Origin of the sequence: Micromonospora sp. LOL_015 (assembly GCF_048060275.1) — a bacterium.
Taxonomy (GTDB): Bacteria; Actinomycetota; Actinomycetes; order Mycobacteriales; family Micromonosporaceae; genus Micromonospora_E.
Map to the genome: position 1 here is coordinate 56,069 of NZ_JBHMIO010000003.1, position 23,400 is coordinate 79,468.

The 23,400-nt window shown below is 67.9% G+C and carries 26 protein-coding genes; all 26 read right to left on the minus strand.

Going from position 1 to position 23,400, the window contains the following annotated elements:
• Positions 1 to 11 precede the first annotated feature (11 nt).
• Positions 12 to 197, minus strand: coding sequence for a type Z 30S ribosomal protein S14 (locus ACFHWU_RS04310; RefSeq protein WP_007465272.1), 186 nt, complete (start codon positions 195 to 197; stop codon positions 12 to 14).
• Between the two features lie 3 nt (positions 198 to 200).
• Entirely contained in the window at positions 201 to 770 is a 570-nt protein-coding gene (rplE, locus tag ACFHWU_RS04315) for a 50S ribosomal protein L5 (protein WP_278173693.1), read from the minus strand.
• The gene (rplX, locus tag ACFHWU_RS04320) at positions 770 to 1,090 is read right to left on the minus strand and encodes a 50S ribosomal protein L24 (RefSeq protein WP_123606138.1); all 321 of its coding nucleotides are present in this window, start codon (positions 1,088 to 1,090) and stop codon (positions 770 to 772) included. The genes rplE and rplX overlap by 1 nt, the downstream gene beginning before the upstream one ends.
• A complete protein-coding gene (gene rplN / locus ACFHWU_RS04325; RefSeq protein WP_123606139.1) occupies positions 1,087 to 1,455 on the minus strand; it encodes a 50S ribosomal protein L14 in 369 nt (122 codons plus the stop codon). Before rplN ends, rplX begins: the two co-directional genes overlap by 4 nt.
• Positions 1,456 to 1,586: 131 nt before the next feature.
• Entirely contained in the window at positions 1,587 to 1,877 is a 291-nt protein-coding gene (gene rpsQ / locus ACFHWU_RS04330) for a 30S ribosomal protein S17 (RefSeq protein ID WP_123606140.1), read from the minus strand.
• Complete coding sequence (rpmC, locus tag ACFHWU_RS04335; protein ID WP_416551279.1) at positions 1,874 to 2,110, minus strand: 50S ribosomal protein L29; 237 nt, start codon at positions 2,108 to 2,110, stop codon at positions 1,874 to 1,876. The genes rpsQ and rpmC overlap by 4 nt, the downstream gene beginning before the upstream one ends.
• A complete protein-coding gene (gene rplP, locus ACFHWU_RS04340; protein ID WP_123606142.1) occupies positions 2,110 to 2,535 on the minus strand; it encodes a 50S ribosomal protein L16 in 426 nt (141 codons plus the stop codon). Before rplP ends, rpmC begins: the two co-directional genes overlap by 1 nt.
• A gap of 3 nt (positions 2,536 to 2,538) precedes the next feature.
• Positions 2,539 to 3,405 carry a 30S ribosomal protein S3 gene (gene rpsC, locus ACFHWU_RS04345; RefSeq protein WP_416551278.1) on the minus strand — a complete coding sequence of 289 codons (867 nt, stop codon included), beginning with the start codon at positions 3,403 to 3,405 and terminating at the stop codon, positions 2,539 to 2,541.
• A complete protein-coding gene (gene rplV, locus ACFHWU_RS04350) occupies positions 3,405 to 3,959 on the minus strand; it encodes a 50S ribosomal protein L22 (protein WP_416589857.1) in 555 nt (184 codons plus the stop codon). The genes rpsC and rplV overlap by 1 nt, the downstream gene beginning before the upstream one ends.
• Positions 3,960 to 3,996: 37 nt before the next feature.
• Positions 3,997 to 4,278 (minus strand): 30S ribosomal protein S19, encoded by a 282-nt coding sequence (rpsS, locus tag ACFHWU_RS04355; RefSeq protein ID WP_123606145.1) that lies wholly within the window; start codon positions 4,276 to 4,278, stop codon positions 3,997 to 3,999.
• Positions 4,279 to 4,295: 17 nt separating this feature from the next.
• Entirely contained in the window at positions 4,296 to 5,135 is an 840-nt protein-coding gene (rplB, locus tag ACFHWU_RS04360; RefSeq protein WP_416551276.1) for a 50S ribosomal protein L2, read from the minus strand.
• A gap of 12 nt (positions 5,136 to 5,147) precedes the next feature.
• Positions 5,148 to 5,450, minus strand: a complete 303-nt coding sequence (rplW, locus tag ACFHWU_RS04365) for a 50S ribosomal protein L23 (RefSeq protein ID WP_416551275.1) — start codon at positions 5,448 to 5,450, stop codon at positions 5,148 to 5,150.
• Complete coding sequence (gene rplD, locus ACFHWU_RS04370; RefSeq protein WP_416551274.1) at positions 5,447 to 6,106, minus strand: 50S ribosomal protein L4; 660 nt, start codon at positions 6,104 to 6,106, stop codon at positions 5,447 to 5,449. Before rplD ends, rplW begins: the two co-directional genes overlap by 4 nt.
• Positions 6,103 to 6,768 (minus strand): 50S ribosomal protein L3, encoded by a 666-nt coding sequence (rplC, locus tag ACFHWU_RS04375; RefSeq protein ID WP_278173677.1) that lies wholly within the window; start codon positions 6,766 to 6,768, stop codon positions 6,103 to 6,105. The genes rplD and rplC overlap by 4 nt, the downstream gene beginning before the upstream one ends.
• 10 nt (positions 6,769 to 6,778) lie before the next feature.
• Positions 6,779 to 7,087 (minus strand): 30S ribosomal protein S10, encoded by a 309-nt coding sequence (rpsJ, locus tag ACFHWU_RS04380; protein ID WP_007073037.1) that lies wholly within the window; start codon positions 7,085 to 7,087, stop codon positions 6,779 to 6,781.
• A gap of 408 nt (positions 7,088 to 7,495) precedes the next feature.
• Positions 7,496 to 8,689, minus strand: a complete 1,194-nt coding sequence (tuf, locus tag ACFHWU_RS04385) for an elongation factor Tu (RefSeq protein WP_281551894.1) — start codon at positions 8,687 to 8,689, stop codon at positions 7,496 to 7,498.
• A 187-nt stretch (positions 8,690 to 8,876) separates the two neighbouring features.
• Positions 8,877 to 10,973: an elongation factor G gene (fusA, locus tag ACFHWU_RS04390; protein ID WP_416551273.1), complete on the minus strand. Its 2,097-nt coding sequence runs from the start codon at positions 10,971 to 10,973 to the stop codon at positions 8,877 to 8,879.
• Positions 10,974 to 11,040: 67 nt separating this feature from the next.
• Positions 11,041 to 11,511 (minus strand): 30S ribosomal protein S7, encoded by a 471-nt coding sequence (rpsG, locus tag ACFHWU_RS04395; RefSeq protein ID WP_278112081.1) that lies wholly within the window; start codon positions 11,509 to 11,511, stop codon positions 11,041 to 11,043.
• 1 nt (position 11,512) lies between these two features.
• On the minus strand, positions 11,513 to 11,887 hold the full coding sequence (gene rpsL, locus ACFHWU_RS04400; protein WP_123606153.1) for a 30S ribosomal protein S12: 375 nt from the start codon (positions 11,885 to 11,887) through the stop codon (positions 11,513 to 11,515).
• A 483-nt stretch (positions 11,888 to 12,370) separates the two neighbouring features.
• The gene (locus ACFHWU_RS04405) at positions 12,371 to 12,745 is read right to left on the minus strand and encodes a hypothetical protein (protein WP_416551406.1); all 375 of its coding nucleotides are present in this window, start codon (positions 12,743 to 12,745) and stop codon (positions 12,371 to 12,373) included.
• A 196-nt stretch (positions 12,746 to 12,941) separates the two neighbouring features.
• Positions 12,942 to 13,307 carry a hypothetical protein gene (locus ACFHWU_RS04410; protein ID WP_416551272.1) on the minus strand — a complete coding sequence of 122 codons (366 nt, stop codon included), beginning with the start codon at positions 13,305 to 13,307 and terminating at the stop codon, positions 12,942 to 12,944.
• Between the two features lie 82 nt (positions 13,308 to 13,389).
• Positions 13,390 to 17,277: a DNA-directed RNA polymerase subunit beta' gene (locus tag ACFHWU_RS04415; protein WP_416551271.1), complete on the minus strand. Its 3,888-nt coding sequence runs from the start codon at positions 17,275 to 17,277 to the stop codon at positions 13,390 to 13,392.
• Positions 17,278 to 17,363: 86 nt separating this feature from the next.
• Entirely contained in the window at positions 17,364 to 20,795 is a 3,432-nt protein-coding gene (locus ACFHWU_RS04420; protein ID WP_416551270.1) for a DNA-directed RNA polymerase subunit beta, read from the minus strand.
• A 573-nt stretch (positions 20,796 to 21,368) separates the two neighbouring features.
• Positions 21,369 to 21,755 carry a 50S ribosomal protein L7/L12 gene (gene rplL, locus ACFHWU_RS04425; protein ID WP_416551269.1) on the minus strand — a complete coding sequence of 129 codons (387 nt, stop codon included), beginning with the start codon at positions 21,753 to 21,755 and terminating at the stop codon, positions 21,369 to 21,371.
• A gap of 46 nt (positions 21,756 to 21,801) precedes the next feature.
• Positions 21,802 to 22,344, minus strand: a complete 543-nt coding sequence (gene rplJ / locus ACFHWU_RS04430) for a 50S ribosomal protein L10 (RefSeq protein ID WP_416551268.1) — start codon at positions 22,342 to 22,344, stop codon at positions 21,802 to 21,804.
• Positions 22,345 to 22,680: 336 nt separating this feature from the next.
• Positions 22,681 to 23,397 (minus strand): 50S ribosomal protein L1, encoded by a 717-nt coding sequence (gene rplA, locus ACFHWU_RS04435; RefSeq protein WP_416551267.1) that lies wholly within the window; start codon positions 23,395 to 23,397, stop codon positions 22,681 to 22,683.
• Between the last annotated feature and the right edge of the window lie 3 nt (positions 23,398 to 23,400).

Below are 23,400 nucleotides of genomic sequence, written 5' to 3' on the forward strand. Positions count from 1 at the left end.
TCAAGGTGGGGTTACCAGGAAGCCTTGGACACGCCGGGCAGCTCACCGCGGTGCGCCATCTCCCGGATGCAGACCCGGCAGAGGCCGAACTTGCGGTAGACCGCCTTGGGCCGCCCGCACCGCTGGCAGCGGGTGTACGCGCGCACCGAGAACTTCGGCTTCGCGGCGGCCTTGATGATCAGCGCCTTCTTGGCCATAGCTCAGTTCTCCTTGAACGGGAAGCCCAGGAGCTTGAGCAGCGCCCGGCCCTCGTCGTCGGTCTTGGCGGTGGTCACCACCGTGATGTCCATGCCCCGGGTGCGGTCGATCCGGTCCTGGTCGATCTCGTGGAACACCGACTGCTCGGTGAGCCCGAAGGTGTAGTTGCCGTTGCCGTCGAGCTTGCGACCGTCCAGCCCGCGGAAGTCCCGGATCCGGGGCAGCGCGATGGACAGCAGCCGGTCCAGGAACTCCCACATCCGGTCGCCGCGCAGGGTGACCTTCGCCCCGATTGGCATCCCCTCGCGGAGCTTGAACTGCGCGATCGACTTGGTCGCCCGACGCACCTGCGGCTTCTGACCGGTGATGGTGGCCAGGTCACGCATGGCGCCGTCGATCAGCTTGGCGTCCCGGGCGGCCTCGCCGACACCCATGTTCACGACGATCTTGACGAGCCCCGGAACCTGCATCGGGTTCGCGTACTGGAACTGCTCACGCAGTTGCGCGATGGTCTCCTCGCGGTACCGCTGCTTGAGGCGCGGCGCCGGCCTGGTCTGGGTAGCGGTGGTCATCACAGGTCCTTACCGTTGCTACGCGCGATCCGCACCTTCTGGCCGCTGTCGTCGAACCGGTAACCGACCCGGGTCGGCTTGCCGTCGGAGTCGAGCACCTGCACGTTCGAGACGTGGATCGGAGCTTCCTGGGTGACGATGCCACCGGTCTGCCCGCCGCGCTGGGTGGTCTGGATGCGGGTGTGCTTCTTGATCCGGTTCACGCCTTCGACGAGGACCTTGTCCTGCCGTGGGTAGGCCGCGATGACCTTGCCCTTGGCACCCTTGTCCTTACCGGCGATGACGACGACCGTGTCGCCCTTCTTCACCTTCACGGTCACAGCACCTCCGGCGCCAAAGAAATGATCTTCATGAACCGCTTGTCCCGCAGCTCACGCCCGACCGGGCCGAAGATGCGGGTACCGCGCGGGTCCCCACCGTCCTTGATGATGACGGCAGCGTTCTCGTCGAAGCGGATGTACGACCCGTCCGGCCGCCGCTTCTCCTTCGCGGTCCGGACCACGACGGCCTTCACCACGTCGCCCTTCTTCACGCCGGCGCCGGGAATCGCGTCCTTGACCGTCCCGACGATCACGTCGCCGATGCCTGCGTAGCGCCGACCGGAGCCACCGAGCACCCGGATGCACAGGATCTCCCGGGCACCCGTGTTGTCGGCGACACGCAGTCGCGACTCCTGCTGGATCACGTCTATCTCCTATGTCTGCCAGTCCTCCGGTCACCCGGAGCTTGGAAGAACCTGGTCCGCGCTACGCGCGGGCTGCCATCCGGACCCGACCGACCCGAACGCCGCGCGACGGCGGCGGACGGGTCGCCCGGCTACTTCGCCTTCTCGAGGATCTCGACGACCCGCCACCGCTTGGTGGCGGACAGCGGCCGGGTCTCCATCAGCAGCACCCGGTCACCGACCCCGCACGCGTTCTGCTCGTCGTGTGCCTTCAGCTTGCTGGTACGGCGCATGACCTTGCCGTACAGCCGGTGCTTGACCCGGTCCTCGACCTCGACGACGACGGTCTTTTCCATCTTGTCGCTGACCACGAGCCCTTCGCGAACCTTGCGGCGGGCCCGGACGACCGTTGCGCCCTGCTCGGGGGCGGTGTTCTCACTCATGATGCAGCCACCTCAGTCGGCGCGGCGGAGAGTCCCAACTCACGCTCACGCATGATCGTGTAGATCCGGGCAATCTCCCGACGGATGACCTGCAGCCGGCGGTTGTTGTCCAGCTGACCGGTCGCGGCCTGCACGCGGAGGTTGAACAGCTCCGCCTTGGCCTCCCGCAGCTTCGTGACCAGCTCCTGCTCGGAGAGTTCACGCAGCTCGGCGGCCGAAACGCCCGCTGCCATCAGCTTTCACCCACTTCGCGCGTCACGATGCGGCACTTCATCGGGAGCTTGTGGATCGCACGACGCATCGCCTCACGCGCGATCTGCTCGTTCGGGAAGGACATCTCGAAGAGCACCCGTCCCGGCTTGATGTTGGCGACCCACCACTCGGGCGAGCCCTTACCGGACCCCATCCGGGTCTCGGCCGGCTTCTTGGTCAGCGCCTGGTCGGGGAAGACCGTGATCCAGACCTTGCCACCACGCTTGATGTGGCGGGTCATGGCGATACGGGCCGACTCGATCTGACGGTTGGTCACATACGCCGGCTCGAGCGCCTGGATACCGAACTCGCCGAACACCACCCGGGTGCCGCCCTTGGCGGCGCCAGTACGGCTCGGGTGATGCGGCTTGCGGAAGCCCTTCGGGGGCTTGCGCGGGATCAGCATCTGTCAGCCCTCCTGCGCTGAGCTGTCCGCTCCGGCCGAAGCGGCCGGAGTGGCCGGCGCGGCATCAGCCGGCGCGGCACTGCTGGTCGTGGTCGACGGGCCACCGGAAATCCCCGCGGCGGCCGCTCGGCCGGCCTCGGTGCCACCGGCGGTCGTCCCGCTGGAGCCGGAACGCCCGCGACGGGGCCGGTCCGGCCGCTCCCGGCGGGGACGGCTGGGCGCCTCGGCCGGAGCCTCCCGCCCCGGGACCGCGTCGCCCTTGTAGATCCACACCTTGACGCCGATGCGGCCAAAGGTGGTCCGGGCCTCGAAGAAGCCGTACTCGATGTTGGCCCGCAGCGTGTGCAGCGGCACCCGACCCTCGCGGTAGAACTCGGTACGGCTCATCTCCGCACCGCCGAGCCGGCCGGAGACCTGCACCCGGATACCCTTGACAATCGGGTTCTTCATCGCCGACTGCATGGCCTTACGCATCGCCCGCCGGAAGCTGACCCGGCTGGCCAGCTGCTCGGCGACGCCCTGCGCGACCAACTGTGCGTCCGACTCGGGGCTCTTCACCTCGAGGATGTTCAGCTGCACCTGCTTGCCGGTGAGCTTTTCCAGCTTGCCCCGGATCCGGTCCGCCTCGGCGCCTTTGCGGCCGATGACGATGCCCGGGCGGGCGGTGTGGATGTCGACCCGGACCCGGTCACGGGTCCGCTCGATGTCCACCTTGGAGATGCCGGCCCGCTCGAGACCGCTGGACATCATCCGGCGAATCTTGACGTCCTCGGCGATGTAGTCCTTGTACAGCTTGTCCGCGTACCAGCGCGACTTCCAGTCGGTCGAGATGCCGAGCCGGAACCCGTGCGGGTGAACTTTCTGACCCATTACTCGGCACCCTCCGTGCTGCTCTGCTTGCCGCCGGCCGGCTCGTTCGCGGTCGTGCCGCCCTGCGCCGTGCTCTCGGTCTGCTCCACGGCCGCCGGCTGTGCGTCGGTCGCTGCCGCCTCGGCCGGCTGGGCCTTCTTCGCGGCCTTCGCCGGCTGGGCCTTGGCCGCGCGCCGCGTCGGCTTCGCCGCGACGACGGCCTCCACCGCGATGGTGATGTGGCAGGTCCGCTTACGGATCCGGTACGCCCGGCCCTGCGCCCGTGGCCGGTACCGCTTCAGCGTCGGACCCTCGTCCACGAACGCCTCGCTGACCAGCAGCGCGTCGGGGTCCAGCTGCTCGTTGTTCTCGGCGTTGGCGATCGCGCTGGCCAGCACCTTGTACACCTGCTCACTGGCGGCCTGCGGCGCGAACTGCAGGACGGTGAGTGCCTCCTTCGCGGGCAGACCGCGGACGAGGTCGACCACCCGACGCGCCTTCATCGGCGAGATGCGCACGTACCGCGCAACCGCCCGCGCGCCCGGAAGCACCGGAGCGTCGCCCTTCACTGGCATCGCTGTAACCCCTTGATCCTCTATCCGTGCCCGCGACTCAGCGCCGACGGCTCTTGCGGTCGTCCTTCTCATGACCCTTGAAGGTGCGGGTCAGGGCAAACTCGCCGAGCTTGTGCCCGACCATCGACTCGGTGATGAACACCGGGACGTGCTTGCGCCCGTCGTGCACGGCGATCGTGTGCCCGAGCATCTCCGGGGTGATCGTCGAGCGCCGCGACCAGGTCTTGATGACGTTCTTCGAGCCCTTGTCGTTCTGCGTCTCCACCTTCTTCATCAGGTGGTCGTCGACGAACGGGCCCTTCTTCAGGCTGCGAGGCATGTGCTACCAGACTCCTTCTAGCCGCGCTTGCGGGTGGCGTAGCGGCGGCGGACGATCAGCCGGTCACTCGGCTGGCCCTTACGACGGGTCCGGCCCTCCGGCTTGCCCTTCGGGTTCACCGGGTGGCGACCACCGGAGGTCTTGCCCTCACCACCACCGTGCGGGTGGTCGACCGGGTTCATCGCGACGCCACGGACGGTCGGGCGCTTGCCCTTCCACCGCATGCGGCCCGCCTTGCCCCAGTTGATGTTTGACTGGTCGGCGTTGCCGATCTCGCCGATGGTGGCCCGGCAGCGCACGTCGACCCGGCGGATCTCGCCGGAGGGCATCCGCAGCGTCGCGTAGGCGCCCTCCCGGCCGAGCAGCTGGATGCCGGTGCCGGCCGAGCGGGCCAGCTTGGCGCCGCCACCCGGCCGCAGCTCCACACCGTGGATGGTGGAACCGACCGGGATGTTGCGCAGCGCCAGGTTGTTGCCGGGCTTGATGTCGGCGCCGGGACCGGACTCGACGGTGTCGCCCTGCTTCAGGTCCTTCGGCGCGATGATGTAGCGCTTCTCACCGTCGGCGTAGTGCAGCAGCGCGATCCGAGCGGTCCGGTTCGGGTCGTACTCGATGTGCGCGACCTTCGCCGGTACGCCGTCCTTGTCGACCCGCTTGAAGTCGATCAGCCGGTACTGGCGCTTGTGGCCACCGCCGTGGTGCCGGGCGGTGATCCGGCCGTGCGTGTTCCGACCGCCCTTCTTGGGCAGCGGCACCAGCAGCGACTTCTCCGGTGTGGACCGGGTGATCTCGACGAAGTCGGCGACGGACGAACCACGGCGGCCCGGCGTCGTCGGCTTGTACTTACGGATTGGCATTGTCTACACCCCTCAGCTGACCGGGCCGCCGAAGGCCTCGATACGGTCACCGTCGGCCAGCTTCACCATCGCCCGCTTGGTCGCCTTGCGCTGACCGAAGCCGGTACGGGTGCGCTTGCGCTTGCCTTCGCGGTTGAGCGTGTTCACGGTCAGCACGCGGACGTCGAAGATCTGCTGGATCGCGATCTTGATCTGGGTCTTGTTGGCGTCCGGGTTGACCAGGAACGTGTACCAGTTCCGGTTGAGCTCGGCGTAGCTCTTCTCCGAGACCACCGGCGCCACGATGATGTCGCGCGGGTCGGCAATCGTGCTCACTTGTCGCCCTCCTCGGTCTGCGCCGGAACACCGAGGAACTCGTCGAGAGCTCCCTTGGTGAAGACCACGTCGTCGGCGACCAGCACGTCGTACGTGTTGAGCTGACCCACCTCGATGAGGTGCACCAACGGCGTGCTGTTGCGCAGGTTGCGCAGCGACAGCCAGTTGAGCTCGTCGGTCGCGCTCAGCACGACCAGCACCCGCGTGGCGGAGCTGACCTTGCGCAGCGTGGCCAGGGCGCTCTTGGTCGACGGCTGCTCGCCGGTGACGAACGCCTCCACGACGTGCAGTTGCCCGGACCGCGCCCGGTCGGAGAGGGCACCGCGCAGCGCGGCGACCTTCATCTTCTTGGGGGTCCGCTGGCTGTAGTCACGCGGCACCGGGCCGTGCACCACGCCACCGCCGGCGAACTGCGGCGCGCGGATCGAGCCCTGCCGGGCCCGGCCGGTGCCCTTCTGCTTGTACGGCTTCTTGCCGCCGCCGGCGACCTCGCCGCGGGTCTTGGTCTTGTGGGTGCCCTGCCGCGCGGCGGCGAGCTGGGCGACCACGACCTGGTGCATCAGGGCGATGTTGGCCTGTACGTCGAAGACCTCGCCCGGCAGGTCGACGGTGCCGCTCTTGGCACCCTCGGGGTTGATCACGTCAACGGTGGTCATTTGGCGGCACCGCCCTTCTTCGCCTGCGCCTTCGCCGCGCTGCGGACCAGGATCAGCGCGCCCGCCGGGCCCGGGATCGCGCCCTTGACGAGCAGCAGGTTGCTCTCCGGGTCGACCGCCTGCACAGTGAGGTTCTGCACGGTGTAGCGCACGCTACCCATGCGACCGGCCATCTTGACGCCCTTGAAGACGCGACCCGGGGTAGCGCAGGCGCCGATCGAACCGGGCGAGCGGTGCTTGCGCTCGACACCGTGGCTGGCCCGCAGGCCGTGGAAGCCGTGCCGCTTCATGACACCGGCGAAGCCCTTGCCCTTGGTCCGGCCGGTGACGTCGACCCGGGCACCCGGCTCGAAGGTCTCGACGGTGATTTCCTGGCCCAGCTCGTACTCGCTGGCGTCCGTGGTGCGCAGCTCGACCAGGTGCCGCCGCGGCGCCACGCCGGACTTGGCGAAGTGCCCGGATTCCGGCTTGTTCACCTTGCGCGGGTCGACCGCGCCGAACGCGAGCTGGACCGCGGAGTAACCGTCCTTGTCGGCGGTCCGCACCTGGGTCACCACGCACGGGCCGGCCTGCACCACTGTCACCGGGACGACCCGGTTGTTGTCCCAGACCTGGGTCATGCCGAGCTTGGCGCCCAGGATGCCCTTCACTTGCCTGTCCATTGTCCGGTCCCTACAGCTTGATCTCGATGTCGACGCCAGCCGGCAGGTCGAGGCGCATCAGCGAATCGACCGTCTTCGGAGTCGGGTCGATGATGTCGATCAGACGCTTGTGCGTGCGCATCTCGAAGTGCTCGCGCGAGTCCTTGTACTTGTGCGGCGAACGGATGACGCAGAAACGGTTGATCTCAGTGGGCAGCGGCACCGGGCCTGCGACCTGAGCGCCGGTGCGCGTCACCGTCTCGACGATCTTCCGCGCCGAGGAGTCCACGACCTCGTGGTCATAGGCCTTGAGCCGGATGCGGATCTTTTGTCCCGCCATGGTGGCTTCTGTTCCTTCTCTCTCCGCCCGCAATGGAGCCCGCTCGCCGGAGCGGATGCCGCCGGTCGGACCCCGGCGCTGCCGTTTCATTTCGGTGTCCGACCCCCGCGGTCGGGCGTGTCGCAACCGCTGACCAGGCTCCACCCCGGGACTCCGGAGCGATCTGGCCCCACGCGGAGACGATCCCCACCGCTGAGGTCTTGGGCACCGGGCCAGGCCGGCGGCATCACCACCCCGGTCGACGAAACGGCGAAAGCCGTACGCTGCCGATCAGTGCGGGTGCCGCGGCAAATCTGCCCCGGACGCCGTGCGAGGGTGGCTGGCTGCCGGGCAGCCAGCCACCCTACGCGGACGCAACCTGACTAGTATGCCGTACCGAGGCACGGCATGGCCAATCGGGTTACCAGTTCACTTGATGATCTTGGTGACCCGGCCGGCGCCGACGGTGCGGCCACCCTCCCGGATCGCGAACTTCAGGTTCTCCTCCATGGCGATCGGCTGAATCAGCTTCACGCTCATCGAGGTGTTGTCACCGGGCATGACCATCTCGGTGCCCTCCGGCAGCGTGACCACACCGGTCACGTCGGTGGTCCGGAAGTAGAACTGCGGACGGTAGTTCTGGAAGAACGGGGTGTGCCGGCCGCCCTCCTCCTTGGAGAGGATGTAAACCGTCGCCTCGAACTCCGTGTGCGGGGTGGTGGTACCCGGCTTGATGACCACCATGCCGCGCTCGACGTCCTCGCGCTTGATACCACGCAGCAGCAGACCGACGTTCTCACCGGCCCGCGCCTCGTCGAGCAGCTTGCGGAACATTTCGATACCGGTGCAGGTGGTCTTCATCGACTTCTCACGGATGCCGACGATTTCCACCTCCTCGTTCGGCTTGAGCACGCCACGCTCGGCGCGACCGGTCACCACGGTGCCCCGACCGGTGATCGTGAAGACGTCCTCGATCGGCATCAGGAACGGCTTCTCGGTCTCCCGCTCGGGCTGCGGAATCGCGGTGTCGACCGCGTTCATCAGCTCCATAAGCTTGTCGGACCACTCTTCGTCGCCCTCCAGCGCCTTCAGCGCGGAGACCCGAACCACCGGCAGGTCGTCACCCGGGTACTCCTGGGCCGACAGCAGCTCACGGACCTCAAGCTCGACCAGCTCGAGCAGCTCCTCGTCGTCGACCATGTCGCTCTTGTTGAGCGCCACGACGATGTACGGGACGCCGACCTGACGGGCCAGCAGCACGTGCTCGCGGGTCTGCGGCATCGGGCCGTCGGTCGCCGCGACCACCAGGATCGCGCCGTCCATCTGCGCGGCACCGGTGATCATGTTCTTGATGTAGTCGGCGTGCCCGGGGCAGTCGACGTGCGCGTAGTGCCGCGCCTCGGTCTGGTACTCGACGTGCGCGATCGAGATCGTGATGCCGCGGGCCTTCTCCTCCGGCGCCTTGTCGATCTCGTCGAACGGCGTGTACGGGTTGAGGTCCGGCATCCTGTCGTGCAGGACCTTGGTGATGGCCGCCGTCAGCGTCGTCTTACCGTGGTCGATGTGACCAATGGTGCCGATGTTGACGTGCGGCTTAGTCCGCTCGAACTTCGCCTTCGCCACTGGTGTCCTCCTGTGGACTTCTTGGTTCGTACGCCCGGCGCGCCGTTCGGCGCTTAGGACTCTGTCGACAGCCTTTCCGGTCCAATGTCGGCGACCGGGAAGTGCTCGGGTCTTGCGGCGGTCACGCCTTCAGGCCCGGTATGCAATTCGCCCGAGACGGGCCGGGGAGGGTCAACTCCCCGACCCGTTACTCGCCCGTCGCCTTCGCGATGATCTCCTTCGCCACGCTCTGCGGCACTTCGGCGTAGGAGTCGAACTGCATGCTGTAGCTCGCCCGGCCCTGGGTCTTCGACCGCAGGTCGCCGACGTAGCCGAACATCTCCGACAGTGGCACCAGGGCACGGACGACGCGGGCTCCGCCGCGCTCCTCCATCGCCTGGATGATGCCACGCCGGGAGTTGAGGTCGCCGATGACGTCACCCATGTTCTCCTCTGGAGAGGTGACCTCAACGGCCATCATCGGTTCGAGCAGCGCGGGATCCGCCCGACGGGCGGCCTCCTTGAGCGCCATCGAACCAGCGATCTTGAACGCCATCTCGGACGAGTCCACCTCGTGGTACTGCCCGTCGACCAAGGTCAGCTTGACCCCGACCAGCGGGAAGCCGGCGAGGATGCCGTACTGCATGGCGTCCTGGGCACCGGCGTCGACCGACGGGATGAACTCCCGCGGCACCCGACCACCGGTCACCGCGTTGGCGAACTCGTAGGTCGGCGCCTCGTTGTCCAGCGGCAGCGGCTCCAGACTGATGATCACCCGGGCGTACTGGCCGGACCCACCGGTCTGCTTCTTGTGGGTGTACTCAACCTTTTCCACCTTCCGGCGGATGGTCTCCCGGTACGCCACCTGCGGCTTACCAATGTTGGCCTCGACGTTGAACTCGCGGCGCATCCGGTCGACCAGAATGTCCAGGTGCAGCTCGCCCATGCCGGCGATGACCGTCTGCCCGGTCTCCTCGTCGTTCTTGACGCGGAAGGTCGGGTCCTCCTCGGCCAACCGCTGGATAGCGGTGAAGAGCTTCTCCTGGTCGGCCTTTGTCTTGGGCTCGATCGCCACCTCGATGACCGGCTCCGGGAACGTCATCGACTCCAGGATGACCGGGTTCGCCGGGTCGGACAGGGTGTCGCCGGTGGTGGTCTGCTTCAGGCCCTGGACGGCGATGATGTCGCCGGCGACCGCCGTCGCCCGCTCCTCACGCTTGTTCGCGTGCATCTGGTAGATCTTGCCGATCCGCTCCTTGCGATCCTTGGTGGAGTTGATCACCTGGGACCCGGAGTCCAGCGAGCCGGAGTAGACCCGTACATAGGTCAGCTTGCCGAGGTGCCGGTCGGTCTGGATCTTGAACGCCAGGCCGGAGAACGGCTCCGTCGTTGACGGCTTCCGCAGCATCGGCGTCTCGCCGTCCGTCGCGGTGCCCTCGATCGCCGGCACGTCGAGCGGCGACGGCAAGTACTCGACCACCGCGTCCAGCATCGGCTGAACGCCCTTGTTCTTGAACGCCGAACCACACAGCACCGGGTTGCCCTTGTCGGCGAGGGTGGCCCGGCGGATCGCCGCCTTGACCTCCTCGACCGACAACTCCTCACCCTCGAGGTACTTCTCCATGATGGAGTCGTCCACGTCGGCGAGGGTCTCCAGCAGCTTCTCCCGCCACTCGGCGGCCGAGTCGGCGAGGTCGGCCGGGATCTCCTCGACCGCGTAGTCCTCGCCCTTCATCGTCTCACCACGCCAGGTCAGCGCCCGCATCTCGACCAGGTCGACGACACCGATGTGACCGCTTTCGAGGCCGATCGGGATCTGCAGCACCAGCGGGGTGGCGTTGAGTCGGTCCACCATCATCTGCACGCAGCGGAAGAAGTCGGCCCCGGTCCGGTCGAGCTTGTTGACGAAGCACATCCGGGGGACCTTGTACTTGTCCGCCTGCCGCCACACGTTCTCGGTCTGCGGCTCCACACCGGCCACGCCGTCGTAGACCGCGACCGCCCCATCGAGCACCCGCAACGACCGCTCGACCTCAACCGTGAAGTCGACGTGGCCCGGTGTGTCGATGATCTGGATCGTGTGGCCCTTCCACTCGCACTTGGTGGCGGCGGAGGTGATGGTGATGCCCCGCTCCTGCTCCTGCTCCATCCAGTCCATGACGGCAGCGCCCTCGTGGACTTCACCGATCTTGTACGTGATACCGGTGTAGAACAGGATCCGCTCAGTGGTCGTGGTCTTACCGGCATCGATGTGCGCCATGATGCCGATGTTGCGTACCTTGGCGAGCGCGTCTACGGCGGCCACTTCAATCCCTACTTCGTCTCGTCGTCGACTGTGTCTGCGCGGCTATGCCGGCGGGCATGACAGCGGCTTACCAGCGGTAGTGAGCGAAGGCCTTGTTGGACTCCGCCATCTTGTGGGTGTCCTCGCGACGCTTGACCGCCGCGCCGAGACCGTTGCTCGCGTCCAGCAGCTCGTTCATCAGCCGCTCGATCATCGTCTTCTCCCGGCGGGCCTTGGAGTACTGGACGAGCCAGCGCAGCCCGAGGGTGGTCGCCCGGGACGGGCGCACCTCGACCGGAACCTGGTACGTCGCGCCGCCGACCCGACGGCTGCGGACCTCCAGGGTCGGCTTCACGTTGTCCATGGCGCGCTTGAGGGTGACGACCGGATCGGTGCCGGACTTCTCCCGGCAACCCTCCAGGGCGCCGTAGACGATCCGCTCGGCGAGCTGACGCTTGCCTCGCAGCAGGATCTTGTTGACCAGCTGGGTCACCAGCGGGGAGTTGTACACCGGGTCCGCGACCAGGGGGCGACGCGGAGCAGGGCCCTTACGCGGCATCTCAGCTCTTCTCCTTCTTCGCGCCGTAGCGGCTGCGAGCCTGCTTGCGGTTGCGGACACCCTGGGTGTCCAGCGAACCGCGGACGATCTTGTAGCGGACGCCCGGAAGGTCCTTCACCCGGCCGCCGCGCACCAGCACGATGGAGTGCTCCTGCAGGTTGTGGCCGACGCCGGGGATGTAGGCGGTCACCTCGATCTGGCTGCTCAGCTTCACCCGAGCGACCTTGCGCAGCGCGGAGTTCGGCTTCTTGGGGGTGGTGGTGTACACACGGGTGCACACGCCACGACGCTGCGGGCTGCCCTTGAGCGCCGGCGTCTTGGTCTTGCTCGTCTTGTCCTGGCGGCCCTTACGGACCAGCTGCTGGATCGTTGGCACCGGGTTCCTTTGCTCCCTCCGGCCGCACGGGCGGCCGCACTCTTCCTCAGCCGCCCCGCAGGCCGACTCTCCTACACTCCGACCGGCCACCCACCAGGGCCCCGGCACCCGCGGTCGGGCGTGTCGCCCGCACACGGTCCCGGCCGTCAGCTGTCAACCACCGGGATCTGCACTTCGCCGTTGCGCTGCTCGATGACCATCGGCCCGGATCGGGCCGCCGGTCTGGATCGGGCGCACGCACGACTTGCCCGGGCAGGCCGGGCACAAGAGGGTAGAGTACCCACCACCCGCGCGCAGGTCAAAACGGCGACACCGAACTCCTGACCCCGGCTCCGCAATCTCCGAACCCGAACCCCGGACCTCGGATCGGCCGTCTGTCTGCTCCGCCGCAGCGGACCGCTCCGGTCACCAAGTGTACCGGTTCGCCCGGGTGCCGGCCCGGCGGGCGGCGTACTGCGCACCAACCGGATGCTCCCGCGGTTGTCAGGCGGCGACCAGCAGGAGCGCGAGGGCGAAGCCGAACAGGGTCACCGCCAGCCCCGCCCCGCCGCTACTGATCCCGGCGATCGCCAGACCACGGCCGGTGAACCGTACCGCCGGCGGCGGCGCGTTCTGCCGGACCTGGCGCAGACCGAGCAGGCCCAGACCGACGGCCGCCGCTCCGAAGGCGGCGCCGAGCAGGGTGAACGCCCCGGCGGCCCAACCACCCCAGCCGCCGTCCGCGCCGGCCAGGCCCAGGCAGCCGACGGCGAGCGACACCAGCACCGAGATGACACCGGCGATCAACGACGTCACCGCCAGGCCGGACACCACCGGCGGTACCTCCAGGTGCACCAGCCCGAAACTCGTGCCGGGCACCTGCTCCACTCGCCGTGGTGACAGCCGTCCCTCCGGCGGTGGCGGCGCCACCGGTCGGGCACCGGGCGGCCCGGCCGGCGGCGCTGCGGTCCCGTACCCCGGGAACTGGGTCACCTGCGTTCCTCCTCGTCCTGCGACCGGCCCGGCCGTGGTCCGGGACCGGACGGCCCCTCGGGCCGGCCCAGTGCCGCTGCGGTCAGTCGATACCGGGGCCGAAGTCCTGCCCGACCGGACCGGTGGCCCAGTCGAAGATGCCGAGCACCAGCGCCAGGGTCAACGTCACGGCGGCGAGGAGCAGGCCCGTCCAGGCCAGGCGTTCGCCGCGGCGCAGCCAGCCCGCCCCGGTCAGGTAACCCCGCGACGAGTACGCCTCCCGGCGCGCCTGGTTGGCCAGCAACAGCGCCACCACGGCCGGTACCACGCCGCCGACCAGCAGCCCGGTGATCACCGCGACCAGCCCGAGCGCGAAGACGGCTCCGGCCTTGGTGGACCGCACCGGATCGGGGTCCGCCGGATGCCGTGGCGTCGGGTGCGCGGCCTGGGGCACCGGGGTCACCTGCACGGTGCCAGCCTACAAGCTGAAAACGCCTGCCCCGCCGCGGTCGCGGCGGGGCAGGCGCCTGGACAGTCGTACCTGCCGTTGATCAGCGGTAGGAACCGAAATCGAAGTCGTCCAGCGGTACGGCCTGCCCGCTGGCCGGCCCGAACCCGTAGTCGGTCTCCGGGTAGCCGGTCATCGAGTAGACCTTCGCCTTCGCTTCCTCGGTCGGCTCGACCCTGATGTTGCGGTACTTGCTGATGCCGGTACCGGCCGGGATGAGCTTACCGATGATCACGTTCTCCTTGAGGCCGATCAGCGAGTCGCTGCGGGCGTTGATCGCCGCGTCGGTCAGCACCCGGGTGGTCTCCTGGAAGGAGGCCGCCGAGAGCCAGGAGTCGGTGGCCAGCGACGCCTTGGTGATGCCCATCAGCATCGGCCGACCAGCGGCGGGCTCGCCGCCTTCGGAGACGAGCCGACGGTTCTCCGACTCGAATACCGCGCGGTCGACGAGCACACCGGGCAGCAGTTCGGTGCCGCCGGAGTCGATGACCGTCACCCGCTTGAGCATCTGCCGGATGATGATCTCGATGTGCTTGTCGTGAATCAGCACACCCTGCGAGCGGTAGACCTCCTGGACCTCCTGGGTCAGGTGGACCTGGACCGCCCGCGGGCCGAGGATCCGCAGCAGTTCGTGCGGATCGATGGTGCCCTCGGTGAGCTTCTCCCCGACGGTGACGTGGTCACCGTCGTGCACCCGCAGCCGGACCCGCTTGGAGACCTTGTCGTGGACGATCTCGTCGCTGCCGTCGTCCGGGATGACGACGATCTTCCGGGACCGTTCGCCGTCCTCGATCCGCACCCGGCCCGGGGTGTCGGCGATCGGTGCCTTGCCCTTCGGCACCCGGGCCTCGAAGATCTCCTGCACCCGGGGCAGACCCTGGGTGATGTCCTCACCGGCGACACCACCGGTGTGGAAGGTCCGCATCGTCAGCTGGGTGCCCGGCTCACCGATCGACTGGGCGGCGATGATGCCGACCGCCTCGCCGATGTCCACCGTCTTGCCTGTGGGCAGCGAACGCCCGTAGCAGGCGCCGCAGACACCCAGCTTCGACTCGCAGGTAAGCACGCTGCGTACCCGCACCGTCTCGACCCCGGCGGCGACCAGCTTGTCCACCAGGATCGAGTTGAGGTCCGCGCCGCGCTCGACCACGACCTCGCCGTCGGCACCCTTGATGTCCTCGGCGAGGGTACGGGCGTGCACGCCGGTCTCGGCGAACTCGTGCACCACCAGCTTGCCGTCGAGCCGCTCACCGACCTGCATGGTGATCGCCCGGTCGGTGCCGCAGTCCTCCTCGCGGATGATGACGTCCTGCGACACGTCGACCAGTCGACGGGTCAGGTAACCGGAGTCGGCGGTCCGCAGGGCGGTGTCGGCGAGACCCTTACGGGCACCGTGGGTGGAGATGAAGTACTCCAGTACCGACAGACCCTCCCGGTAGCTCGACTTGATCGGCCGCGGGATGATCTCGCCCTTCGGGTTGGCCACCAGGCCACGGATCGCCGCGATCTGCCGCAGCTGCAGCAGGTTGCCTCGAGCACCCGAGTGGATCATCTTCCACAGCGGGTTCTCGTGCGGCAGCGAGGTCTCCAGGTCCTTGGCAATCTCGTTGGTCGCCTTGGTCCAGATCTCGATCAGCTCGCCGCGCCGCTCCTCGCCGGTCATCAGACCACGCTGGTACTGCTTGTCGATCCGGGCGGCCTCCGCCTCGTACCGCTCCAGGGTCTCCTGCTTGTGCGGCGGTGCGACGACGTCCTGCATGCCGATGGTCACACCGGACCAGGTGGCCCAGTGGTAGCCGGCCTCCTTGAGCCCGTCCAGAGTGGCGGCCAGGGCCACCTTCGGGAACCGCTCGGCCAGGTCGTTGACGATCGCCGACAGCTGGCTCTTGCGGACCTCGTAGTTGACGAACCGGTAGCCGATCGGCATGACCTCGTTGAACAGCACCCGGCCGAGGGTGGTGTCGACGATCAGCGGCTCGCCGGGCTGCCACCCCTCGGGGGCCGCCCAGCGGGACGCGCCAGCACCGTTGTCGACCTCGACCACGCCGTGCAGCCGGATCCGGACCGGCGACTGCAGGTGCAGTTCACCGTTGTCGAACGCCATCCGGGCCTCGGCGTCCGAGCTGAACACCCGACCCGCCCCCACCAGACCCTCGGTCCGGTGGGTGAGGTGGTACAGCCCGATGATCATGTCCTGGGTCGGCATGGTCACCGGCTTGCCGTCGGACGGCTTGAGAATGTTGTTCGACGACAGCATCAGGATCCGGGCCTCGGCCTGCGCCTCGGCCGACAGCGGTACGTGCACCGCCATCTGGTCACCGTCGAAGTCGGCGTTGAAGGCGGTGCAGACCAACGGGTGGATCTGGATCGCCTTGCCCTCGACCAGCTGCGGCTCGAACGCCTGGATGCCCAGCCGGTGCAGGGTCGGTGCCCGGTTGAGCAGCACCGGGTGCTCGGAGATGACCTCTTCGAGCACGTCCCACACCACCGGCCGCTGCCGCTCGACCATCCGCTTGGCGGACTTGATGTTCTGCGCGTGGTTGAGGTCGACCAGCCGCTTCATGACGAACGGCTTGAACAGCTCCAGCGCCATCTGCTTGGGCAGACCGCACTGGTGCAGCTTCAGCTTGGGACCGACGACGATGACCGATCGGCCGGAGTAGTCGACCCGCTTGCCGAGCAGGTTCTGCCGGAACCGGCCCTGCTTGCCCTTGAGCATGTCGGACAGCGACTTCAGCGGACGGTTACCCGGGCCGGTGACCGGCCGGCCGCGGCGACCGTTGTCGAACAACGCGTCGACGGCCTCCTGCAGCATCCGCTTCTCGTTGTTGACGATGATCTCGGGTGCGCCGAGGTCGATCAGCCGCTTGAGCCGGTTGTTCCGGTTGATCACCCGCCGGTACAGGTCGTTGAGGTCGCTGGTGGCGAACCGGCCACCGTCGAGCTGCACCATCGGGCGCAGGTCCGGCGGGATCACCGGTACGCAGTCGAGGACCATGCCCCCGGGCGAGTTCCGGGTGCTGAGGAACGCGGCGACCACCTTGAGCCGCTTCAAGGCCCGGATCTTGCGCTGCCCCTTGCCGCTACGGATGATTTCCCGCAGGTTGTCCGCCTCGGCGTCCAGGTCCATGTGCTGCAGCAGGGTCTTGATCGCCTCTGCGCCCATCCCGCCGGTGAAGTACTCGCCGAACCGGTCGCGCAGCTCCCGGTACAGCAGCTCGTCGGTGACCAGCTGCTTCGGCTCCAGCTTGCGGAAAGTGTCGAGCACCTCGTCGAGCCGGTCGATCTCCCGCTGCGCCCGGTCGCGGATCTGGCGCATCTCCCGCTCGCCGGACTCCTTGACCTTGCGGCGTACGTCGGCCTTGGCGCCCTCGGCCTCCAGCTCGGCCAGGTCGGCCTCCAGCTTGGCGGCCCGCTTCTCGATCTCCGAGTCGCGGCTGTTCTCCGACTGACGCTTCTCCGCGAAAATCTCGTTCTCGATCGTCGAAATGTCACGGTGGCGTGCCTCGGCGTCGACCCCGGTCACCACGTACGACGCGAAGTAAATGATCTTTTCCAGGTCCTTTGGCGCCAGGTCGAGCAGGTAGCCGAGCCGGCTCGGGACGCCCTTGAAGTACCAGATGTGGGTGACCGGAGCGGCGAGCTCGATGTGCCCCATCCGCTCACGACGGACCTTGGACCGGGTCACCTCGACGCCGCACCGCTCACAGATGATGCCCTTGAAGCGGACGCGCTTGTACTTGCCGCAGTAGCACTCCCAGTCCCGCTGCGGACCGAAGATCTTCTCGCAGAAGAGCCCGTCCTTCTCCGGCTTGAGGGTGCGGTAGTTGATCGTCTCGGGCTTCTTGACCTCGCCGTGGGACCACTGACGAATATCGTCGGCGGTGGCGAGACCGATGCGCAACTCGTCGAAGAAGTTGACGTCGAGCACGTTTCGTGTCCCCTATGTCGTCGTCGCTACTGCTGGTTCACGGGGCCCCGGTCGGCGGCCCTGGGGTCAGGGCCGCCGACCGCGCCTCACACTTCCTCGACCGAGCTCGGCTCCCGCCGGGACAGGTCGATACCGAGTTCCTCCGCGGCCCGGAACACCTCGTCGTCGGTCTCGCGCATCTCCAGGGCCACGCCGTCGCTGGACAGCACCTCGACGTTGAGGCACAGCGACTGCAGCTCCTTGAGCAGCACCTTGAACGACTCCGGGATGCCCGGCTCGGGGATGTTCTCGCCCTTGACGATCGCCTCGTAGACCTTGACCCGGCCCAGGACGTCGTCCGACTTGATGGTGAGCAGCTCCTGCAGGGCGTAGGCGGCGCCGTACGCCTGCATCGCCCAGCACTCCATCTCACCGAAGCGCTGGCCACCGAACTGCGCCTTACCGCCGAGCGGCTGCTGGGTGATCATCGAGTACGGGCCGGTCGACCGCGCGTGGATCTTGTCGTCGACCAGGTGGTTGAGCTTGAGGATGTAGATGTAGCCGACCGCGATCGCGTCCGGCAACGGCTCACCGGAGCGCCCGTCGAACAGCTGGGCCTTACCCGAGCTGCCGATCAGCTGCACGCCGTCCCGGTTGGGCAGGGTGCTGCCCAGCAGGCCGGTGATCTCCTCCTCGCGGACACCGTCGAAGACCGGGGTCGCGACGTTGGTGTCCGGCTCGGCGTCGTCCGAGCCGATGGCGCGCAGCGCGGCCTTCCACTCGGCGTCGTCGCCCTCGACCTTCCACCCGGTCTTGGCCACCCACCCGAGGTGGGTCTCCAGGATCTGGCCGATGTTCATCCGGCCCGGCACACCGAGCGGGTTGAGCACGATGTCGACCGGGGTGCCGTCGGAGAGGAACGGCATGTCCTCGACCGGCAGGATCTTGGAGATGACGCCCTTGTTGCCGTGCCGGCCGGCGAGCTTGTCGCCGTCCTGAATCTTCCGCTTCTGCGCGACGTAGACCCGGACCAGCTCGTTGACGCCGGGCGGCAACTCGTCGCCGTCGTCGCGGGAGAAGGTCCGTACGCCGATCACCGTGCCGGTCTCGCCGTGCGGCACCTTCAGCGAGGTGTCCCGGACCTCCCTGGCCTTCTCGCCGAAGATCGCCCGCAGCAGCCGCTCCTCCGGGGTCAGCTCGGTCTCGCCCTTCGGGGTGACCTTGCCGACCAGGATGTCACCGGGGACCACCTCGGCCCCGATCCGGATGATGCCGCGCTCGTCGAGGTCGGCGAGCATCTCCTCGCTGACGTTCGGGATGTCGCGGGTGATCTCCTCCGGGCCGAGCTTGGTGTCCCGGGCGTCGACCTCGTGCTCCTCGATGTGGATCGAGGTGAGCACGTCCTGCTGCACCAACCGCTGGGACAGGATGATGGCGTCCTCGTAGTTGTAACCCTCCCACGGCATGAACGCCACGAGCAGGTTGCGGCCGAGGGCCATTTCGCCGTCGTCGGTGCACGGGCCGTCTGCGATGACCTGGCCGGCCTCGACCCGGTCGCCCTCGAAGACGGTCGGCTTCTGGTTGACGCAGGAGCCGGCGTTGGAGCGACGGAACTTGTGCAGCAAATAGGTCCGGCGGTGGCCGTCGTCCTGGTGCACGGTGACGTAGTCGGCGCACAGGTCCTCGACCACGCCGCCGGACTCGGCGATCACCACGTCGCCGGCGTCAACCGCGGCACGGTACTCCATGCCGGTGCCGACCAGCGGGGACTCCGCCTTGACCAGCGGCACCGCCTGGCGCTGCATGTTCGCGCCCATCAACGCCCGGTTGGCGTCGTCGTGCTCCAGGAACGGGATCATCGCGGTGGCTACGGAGACCATCTGCCGCGGTGAGACGTCCATGTAGTCGACGGCGGCCGGCGAAACGAAGTCGACCTCACCACCCTTGCGTCGGACCAGGACCCGGTCCTCGGCGAAGGTGCCGTCTGCCATCAGCGGCGCGTTGGCCTGCGCCTTGACGAACCGGTCCTCCTCGTCCGCGGTCAGGTAGTCGATCTGGTCGGTGACCCGGCCGTCGATGACCTTGCGGTACGGGGTCTCGATGAAGCCGAACGGGTTGACCCGCCCGAAGGTGGACAACGCCCCGATCAGACCGATGTTCGGGCCTTCCGGGGTCTCGATCGGGCACATCCGGCCGTAGTGCGACGGGTGCACGTCACGGACCTCGAAGCCGGCCCGCTCCCGGGACAGACCACCCGGGCCGAGCGCGCTGAGCCGCCGACGGTGGGTCAACCCGGCCAGCGGGTTGGTCTGGTCCATGAACTGGGACAGCTGCGAGGTACCGAAGAACTCCTTGATCGCCGCCACCACCGGGCGGATGTTGATCAGGGTCTGCGGCGTGATGGCCTCGACATCCTGCGTGGTCATCCGCTCGCGGACGACCCGCTCCATCCGGGACAGGCCGACCCGTACCTGGTTCTGGATCAGCTCGCCGACGGTACGCAGCCGCCGGTTGCCGAAGTGGTCGATGTCGTCGGCTTCGTAGCCCTCCTCACCGGCGTGCAGCCGGCAGAGGTACTCGACGGTGGCGACGATGTCGTCCTCGGTGAGCGTCCCCGAGTTGATCGGGACGTCGAGGTTGAGCTTCTTGTTGAACTTGTACCGGCCGACCTTGGCGACGTCGTACCGCTTGGGGTTGAAGAACAGGTTGTCGAGCAGCGTCTGCGCGTTCTCGCGGGTCGGCGGCTCACCGGGACGGAGCTTGCGGTAGATGTCGAGCAGCGCCTCGTCCACCCCGGCGATGTGGTCCTTCTCCAGGGTGGTCATCATCAGCTCGGACCAGCCGAACCGCTCCCGGATCCGGTCGGCGGACCAACCGATGGCCTTGAGCAGGACGGTGACGGCCTGACGCCGCTTACGGTCGATGCGGACACCGACGGTGTCGCGCTTGTCGATGTCAAACTCCAGCCAGGCGCCCCGGCTCGGGATCACCTTGACGCTGGACAGGTCGCGGTCAGAGGTCTTGTCCGGCTGCTTGTCGAAGTACACGCCCGGGGACCGGACGAGCTGGCTGACCACCACGCGCTCGGTGCCGTTGATGATGAAGGTGCCCTTCGGCGTCATCATCGGGAAGTCACCCATGAACACCGTCTGGCTCTTGATCTCGCCGGTGGTGTTGTTGGTGAACTCCGCGGTGACGAAGAGCGGTGCGCAGTAGGTCAGGTCCTTCTCCTTGCACTCCTCGATCGAGGCCTTGACCTCGTCGAAGCGCGGGCTGGAGAAGGAAAGCGACATGGTGCCGGAAAAGTCCTCAATGGGACTGATCTCGTCGAGGATCTCCGCGAGGCCGGATCGTGCGTGCGGGTCGTCAGCCGACCGGCCCTGCCAAGCCTCGTTGCCCACCAGCCAGTCGAACGACTCGGTCTGGATGGAGAGAAGGTTGGGGACCTCGAGGTGTTCGGTGATCCGGCCGAATGAGATTCGGCGAGGAGCGAAAGCGCTCGACGTACGACTGGTCTTCGCAGGGCGGGAAGCTGCCAAGATGCGTCCTTCCGAGGACCGGTGCTGCAGACGGCTGTTTCGCGCGCACTCCAAAGAACCTCGGTCAAAATATCCAGGATCGGACATTCCGGGCGCGAGGCAAGTCGGAAGGCAGCGCAAACTAGCAGTGTAGCCGAGCGGCTAACCGCTGTCCAGCCCGACGCCGAAGGACGTCGCGGAGCTGGTCGGGGCGACCGGGACCGGTGCCTCCGTACCGCTCGGAACGCGGCGTTCCCACGGAGCCTGGTGGGGGCTGGCGAACACCGGGACCCCTAGACCGGTCTCCCGATCCGGCGACCCGCTGCTGGTGCCATTACCCAGCTTTGGCCGTCGCAAGCCCGTGAAACAGCTTGCTGTAGTCAGCGTGCCTGCCGGTCCGTGCCGCGTCAAGGCCTGTCGTACGGGGAGATCGCCTACTACGTCAGCCGGTTGCCGGCCGGCCGGGCAGCCCGTCGACCCGGCCAAGGGCGAAATGCCCTGATCATCGGGCAGTCGCACCGGGTGTGCGAACGGGAACGGGCGGCAACCCCCGTCGGGGATCGCCGCCCGCAACCAACCTCGGTGTGGGTCAGGTCACTTGAGGGTGACCTTGGCGCCCTCCGCCTCCAGCTTGGCCTTGGCCTTGTCGGCGGTCTCCTTGTTGGCCTTTTCCAGGACCGGCTTCGGCGCGGCCTCGACCAGGTCCTTGGCCTCCTTGAGGCCGAGGCCGGTCAGCTCCCGGACCACCTTGATGACCTGGATCTTCTTGCCGCCGTCCGCGTCGAGGATGACGTCGAACTCGTCCTTCTCCGGCTCGGCCTCGGCCGGGGCGGCGGCCGGGCCGCCGGCGGCCGCGACGGCCACCGGCGCGGCGGCGGTCACGTCGAAGGTCTCCTCGAACTGCTTCACGAACTCCGAGAGCTCGATCAGCGTCATCTCCTTGAACGCGTCGAGCAGCTCGTCGGTGCTGAGCTTCGCCATGGTCGGCTTCCTTTCGAATTGATGACGTTAACGGGGCACCGGCGGGTCAGGCCTGCGTACCCTCGGATTCGCGCTTGTCCTGCAGCGCTGCCGCCAGGCGGGCGGTCTTCGACAGCGGGGCCTGCAGCACGGCCGCGGCCTTGCTCAGGTTCGCCTTCATGCCACCGGCCAGCTTGGCCAGCAGCACCTCGCGGGACTCGAGGTCGGCCAGCTTGTTGACCTCGGTCGCGGTGATCGCGCGCCCCTCGAAGACCCCGCCCTTGATGACCAGCATCGGGTTGGCCTTGGCGAAGTCGCGCAGGCCCTTCGCGGCCTCGACCACGTCGCCGGAGACGAAGGTGAGCGCGGTAGGACCGGTGAACAGCTCGTCTAGTCCGTCGATGCCCGCGTCCGACGCGGCCCGCTTGGCCAGGGTGTTCTTCGCCACCGAGTAGGTCGCGCTCTGTCCCAGCGAACGGCGCAGCTGGATCAGCTGGGCGACGGTGAGACCCCGGTACTCGGTGAGCACCGTGGCACCCGATTCACGGAACCGTTCGGTCAGGTCGGCGACCGCGGTCGCCTTGTCGGCACGAACCGGCTTGTCCGCCATGTCCCTCCTCTCTGGTGCTCCAGGCTGGTGGACGGCCGGCGGGTGGCCGGCCGGCCGGGAAGATACCGCGCCCACGAAAAACGCCCCGGGCGCAGGGCGCACGGGGCGAGACAGCCGTCAGTTGACGGCGATGACTCATCGTCCGTTCCGCCCCTGCGCGGGCCGCCCGTGGAAACGGGACCTTCAACCGTGCCGAGGCACGGTGACCAGCGGTCTTTGGGTGTGGATACGGCAAGCGTACGGCACGGCACGGTCCGGCACCAAATCCGCCCGACACGACAGACGGTGGGGTGGGATCCGCCGGATCCCACCCCACCGTCTGTCGATCTGGACCGCTCAGCCTTCGCTGGTCGCCTCGTGCAGGTCCTTGACCACGTTCGGGTCCACCGGCACGCCCGGCCCCATGGTGGTGGTCAGCACGACCTTCCTGAGGTACTTGCCCTTGGCCGCGGACGGCTTGGCCCGCAGCACCTCGTCGAGTACGGCCGCGTAGTTGTCGATCAACTGGGCCTCGCCGAACGAGGCCTTCCCGATGATCAGATGCAGGTTGGAGTGCTTGTCCACCCGGAAGGCGATCTTGCCGCCCTTGATGTCCGAGACGGCCTTGGTCACGTCCATGGTGACCGTGCCGGTCTTCGGGTTCGGCATCAGGCCGCGCGGGCCCAGGATCCGCGCGATCCGGCCGATCTTCGCCATCTGGTCCGGAGTGGCGATCGCCGCGTCGAAGTCCAGCCAGCCGCCCTGGATCCGGGCGACCAGCTCGTCGGTGCCGACCTCGTCCGCGCCGGCGGCAACGGCCTCCTCCGCCTTCGCACCGGCGGCGAAGACGATCACCCGGGCCGTCTTGCCCGTACCGTGCGGCAGGTTGACCGTGCCGCGGACCATCTGGTCCGCCTTACGCGGGTCGATGCCGAGGCGCATCGCGACCTCGACCGTGGCGTCGAACTTCGCCGAGCTGGTCTCCTTGGCCAACTTCACCGCCTCGGCCGGGGCGTAGAGCTTCGTCCGGTCGATCTGCTCGGTGGCCTTGCGGTAGTTCTTGCTGCGCTGCATTGT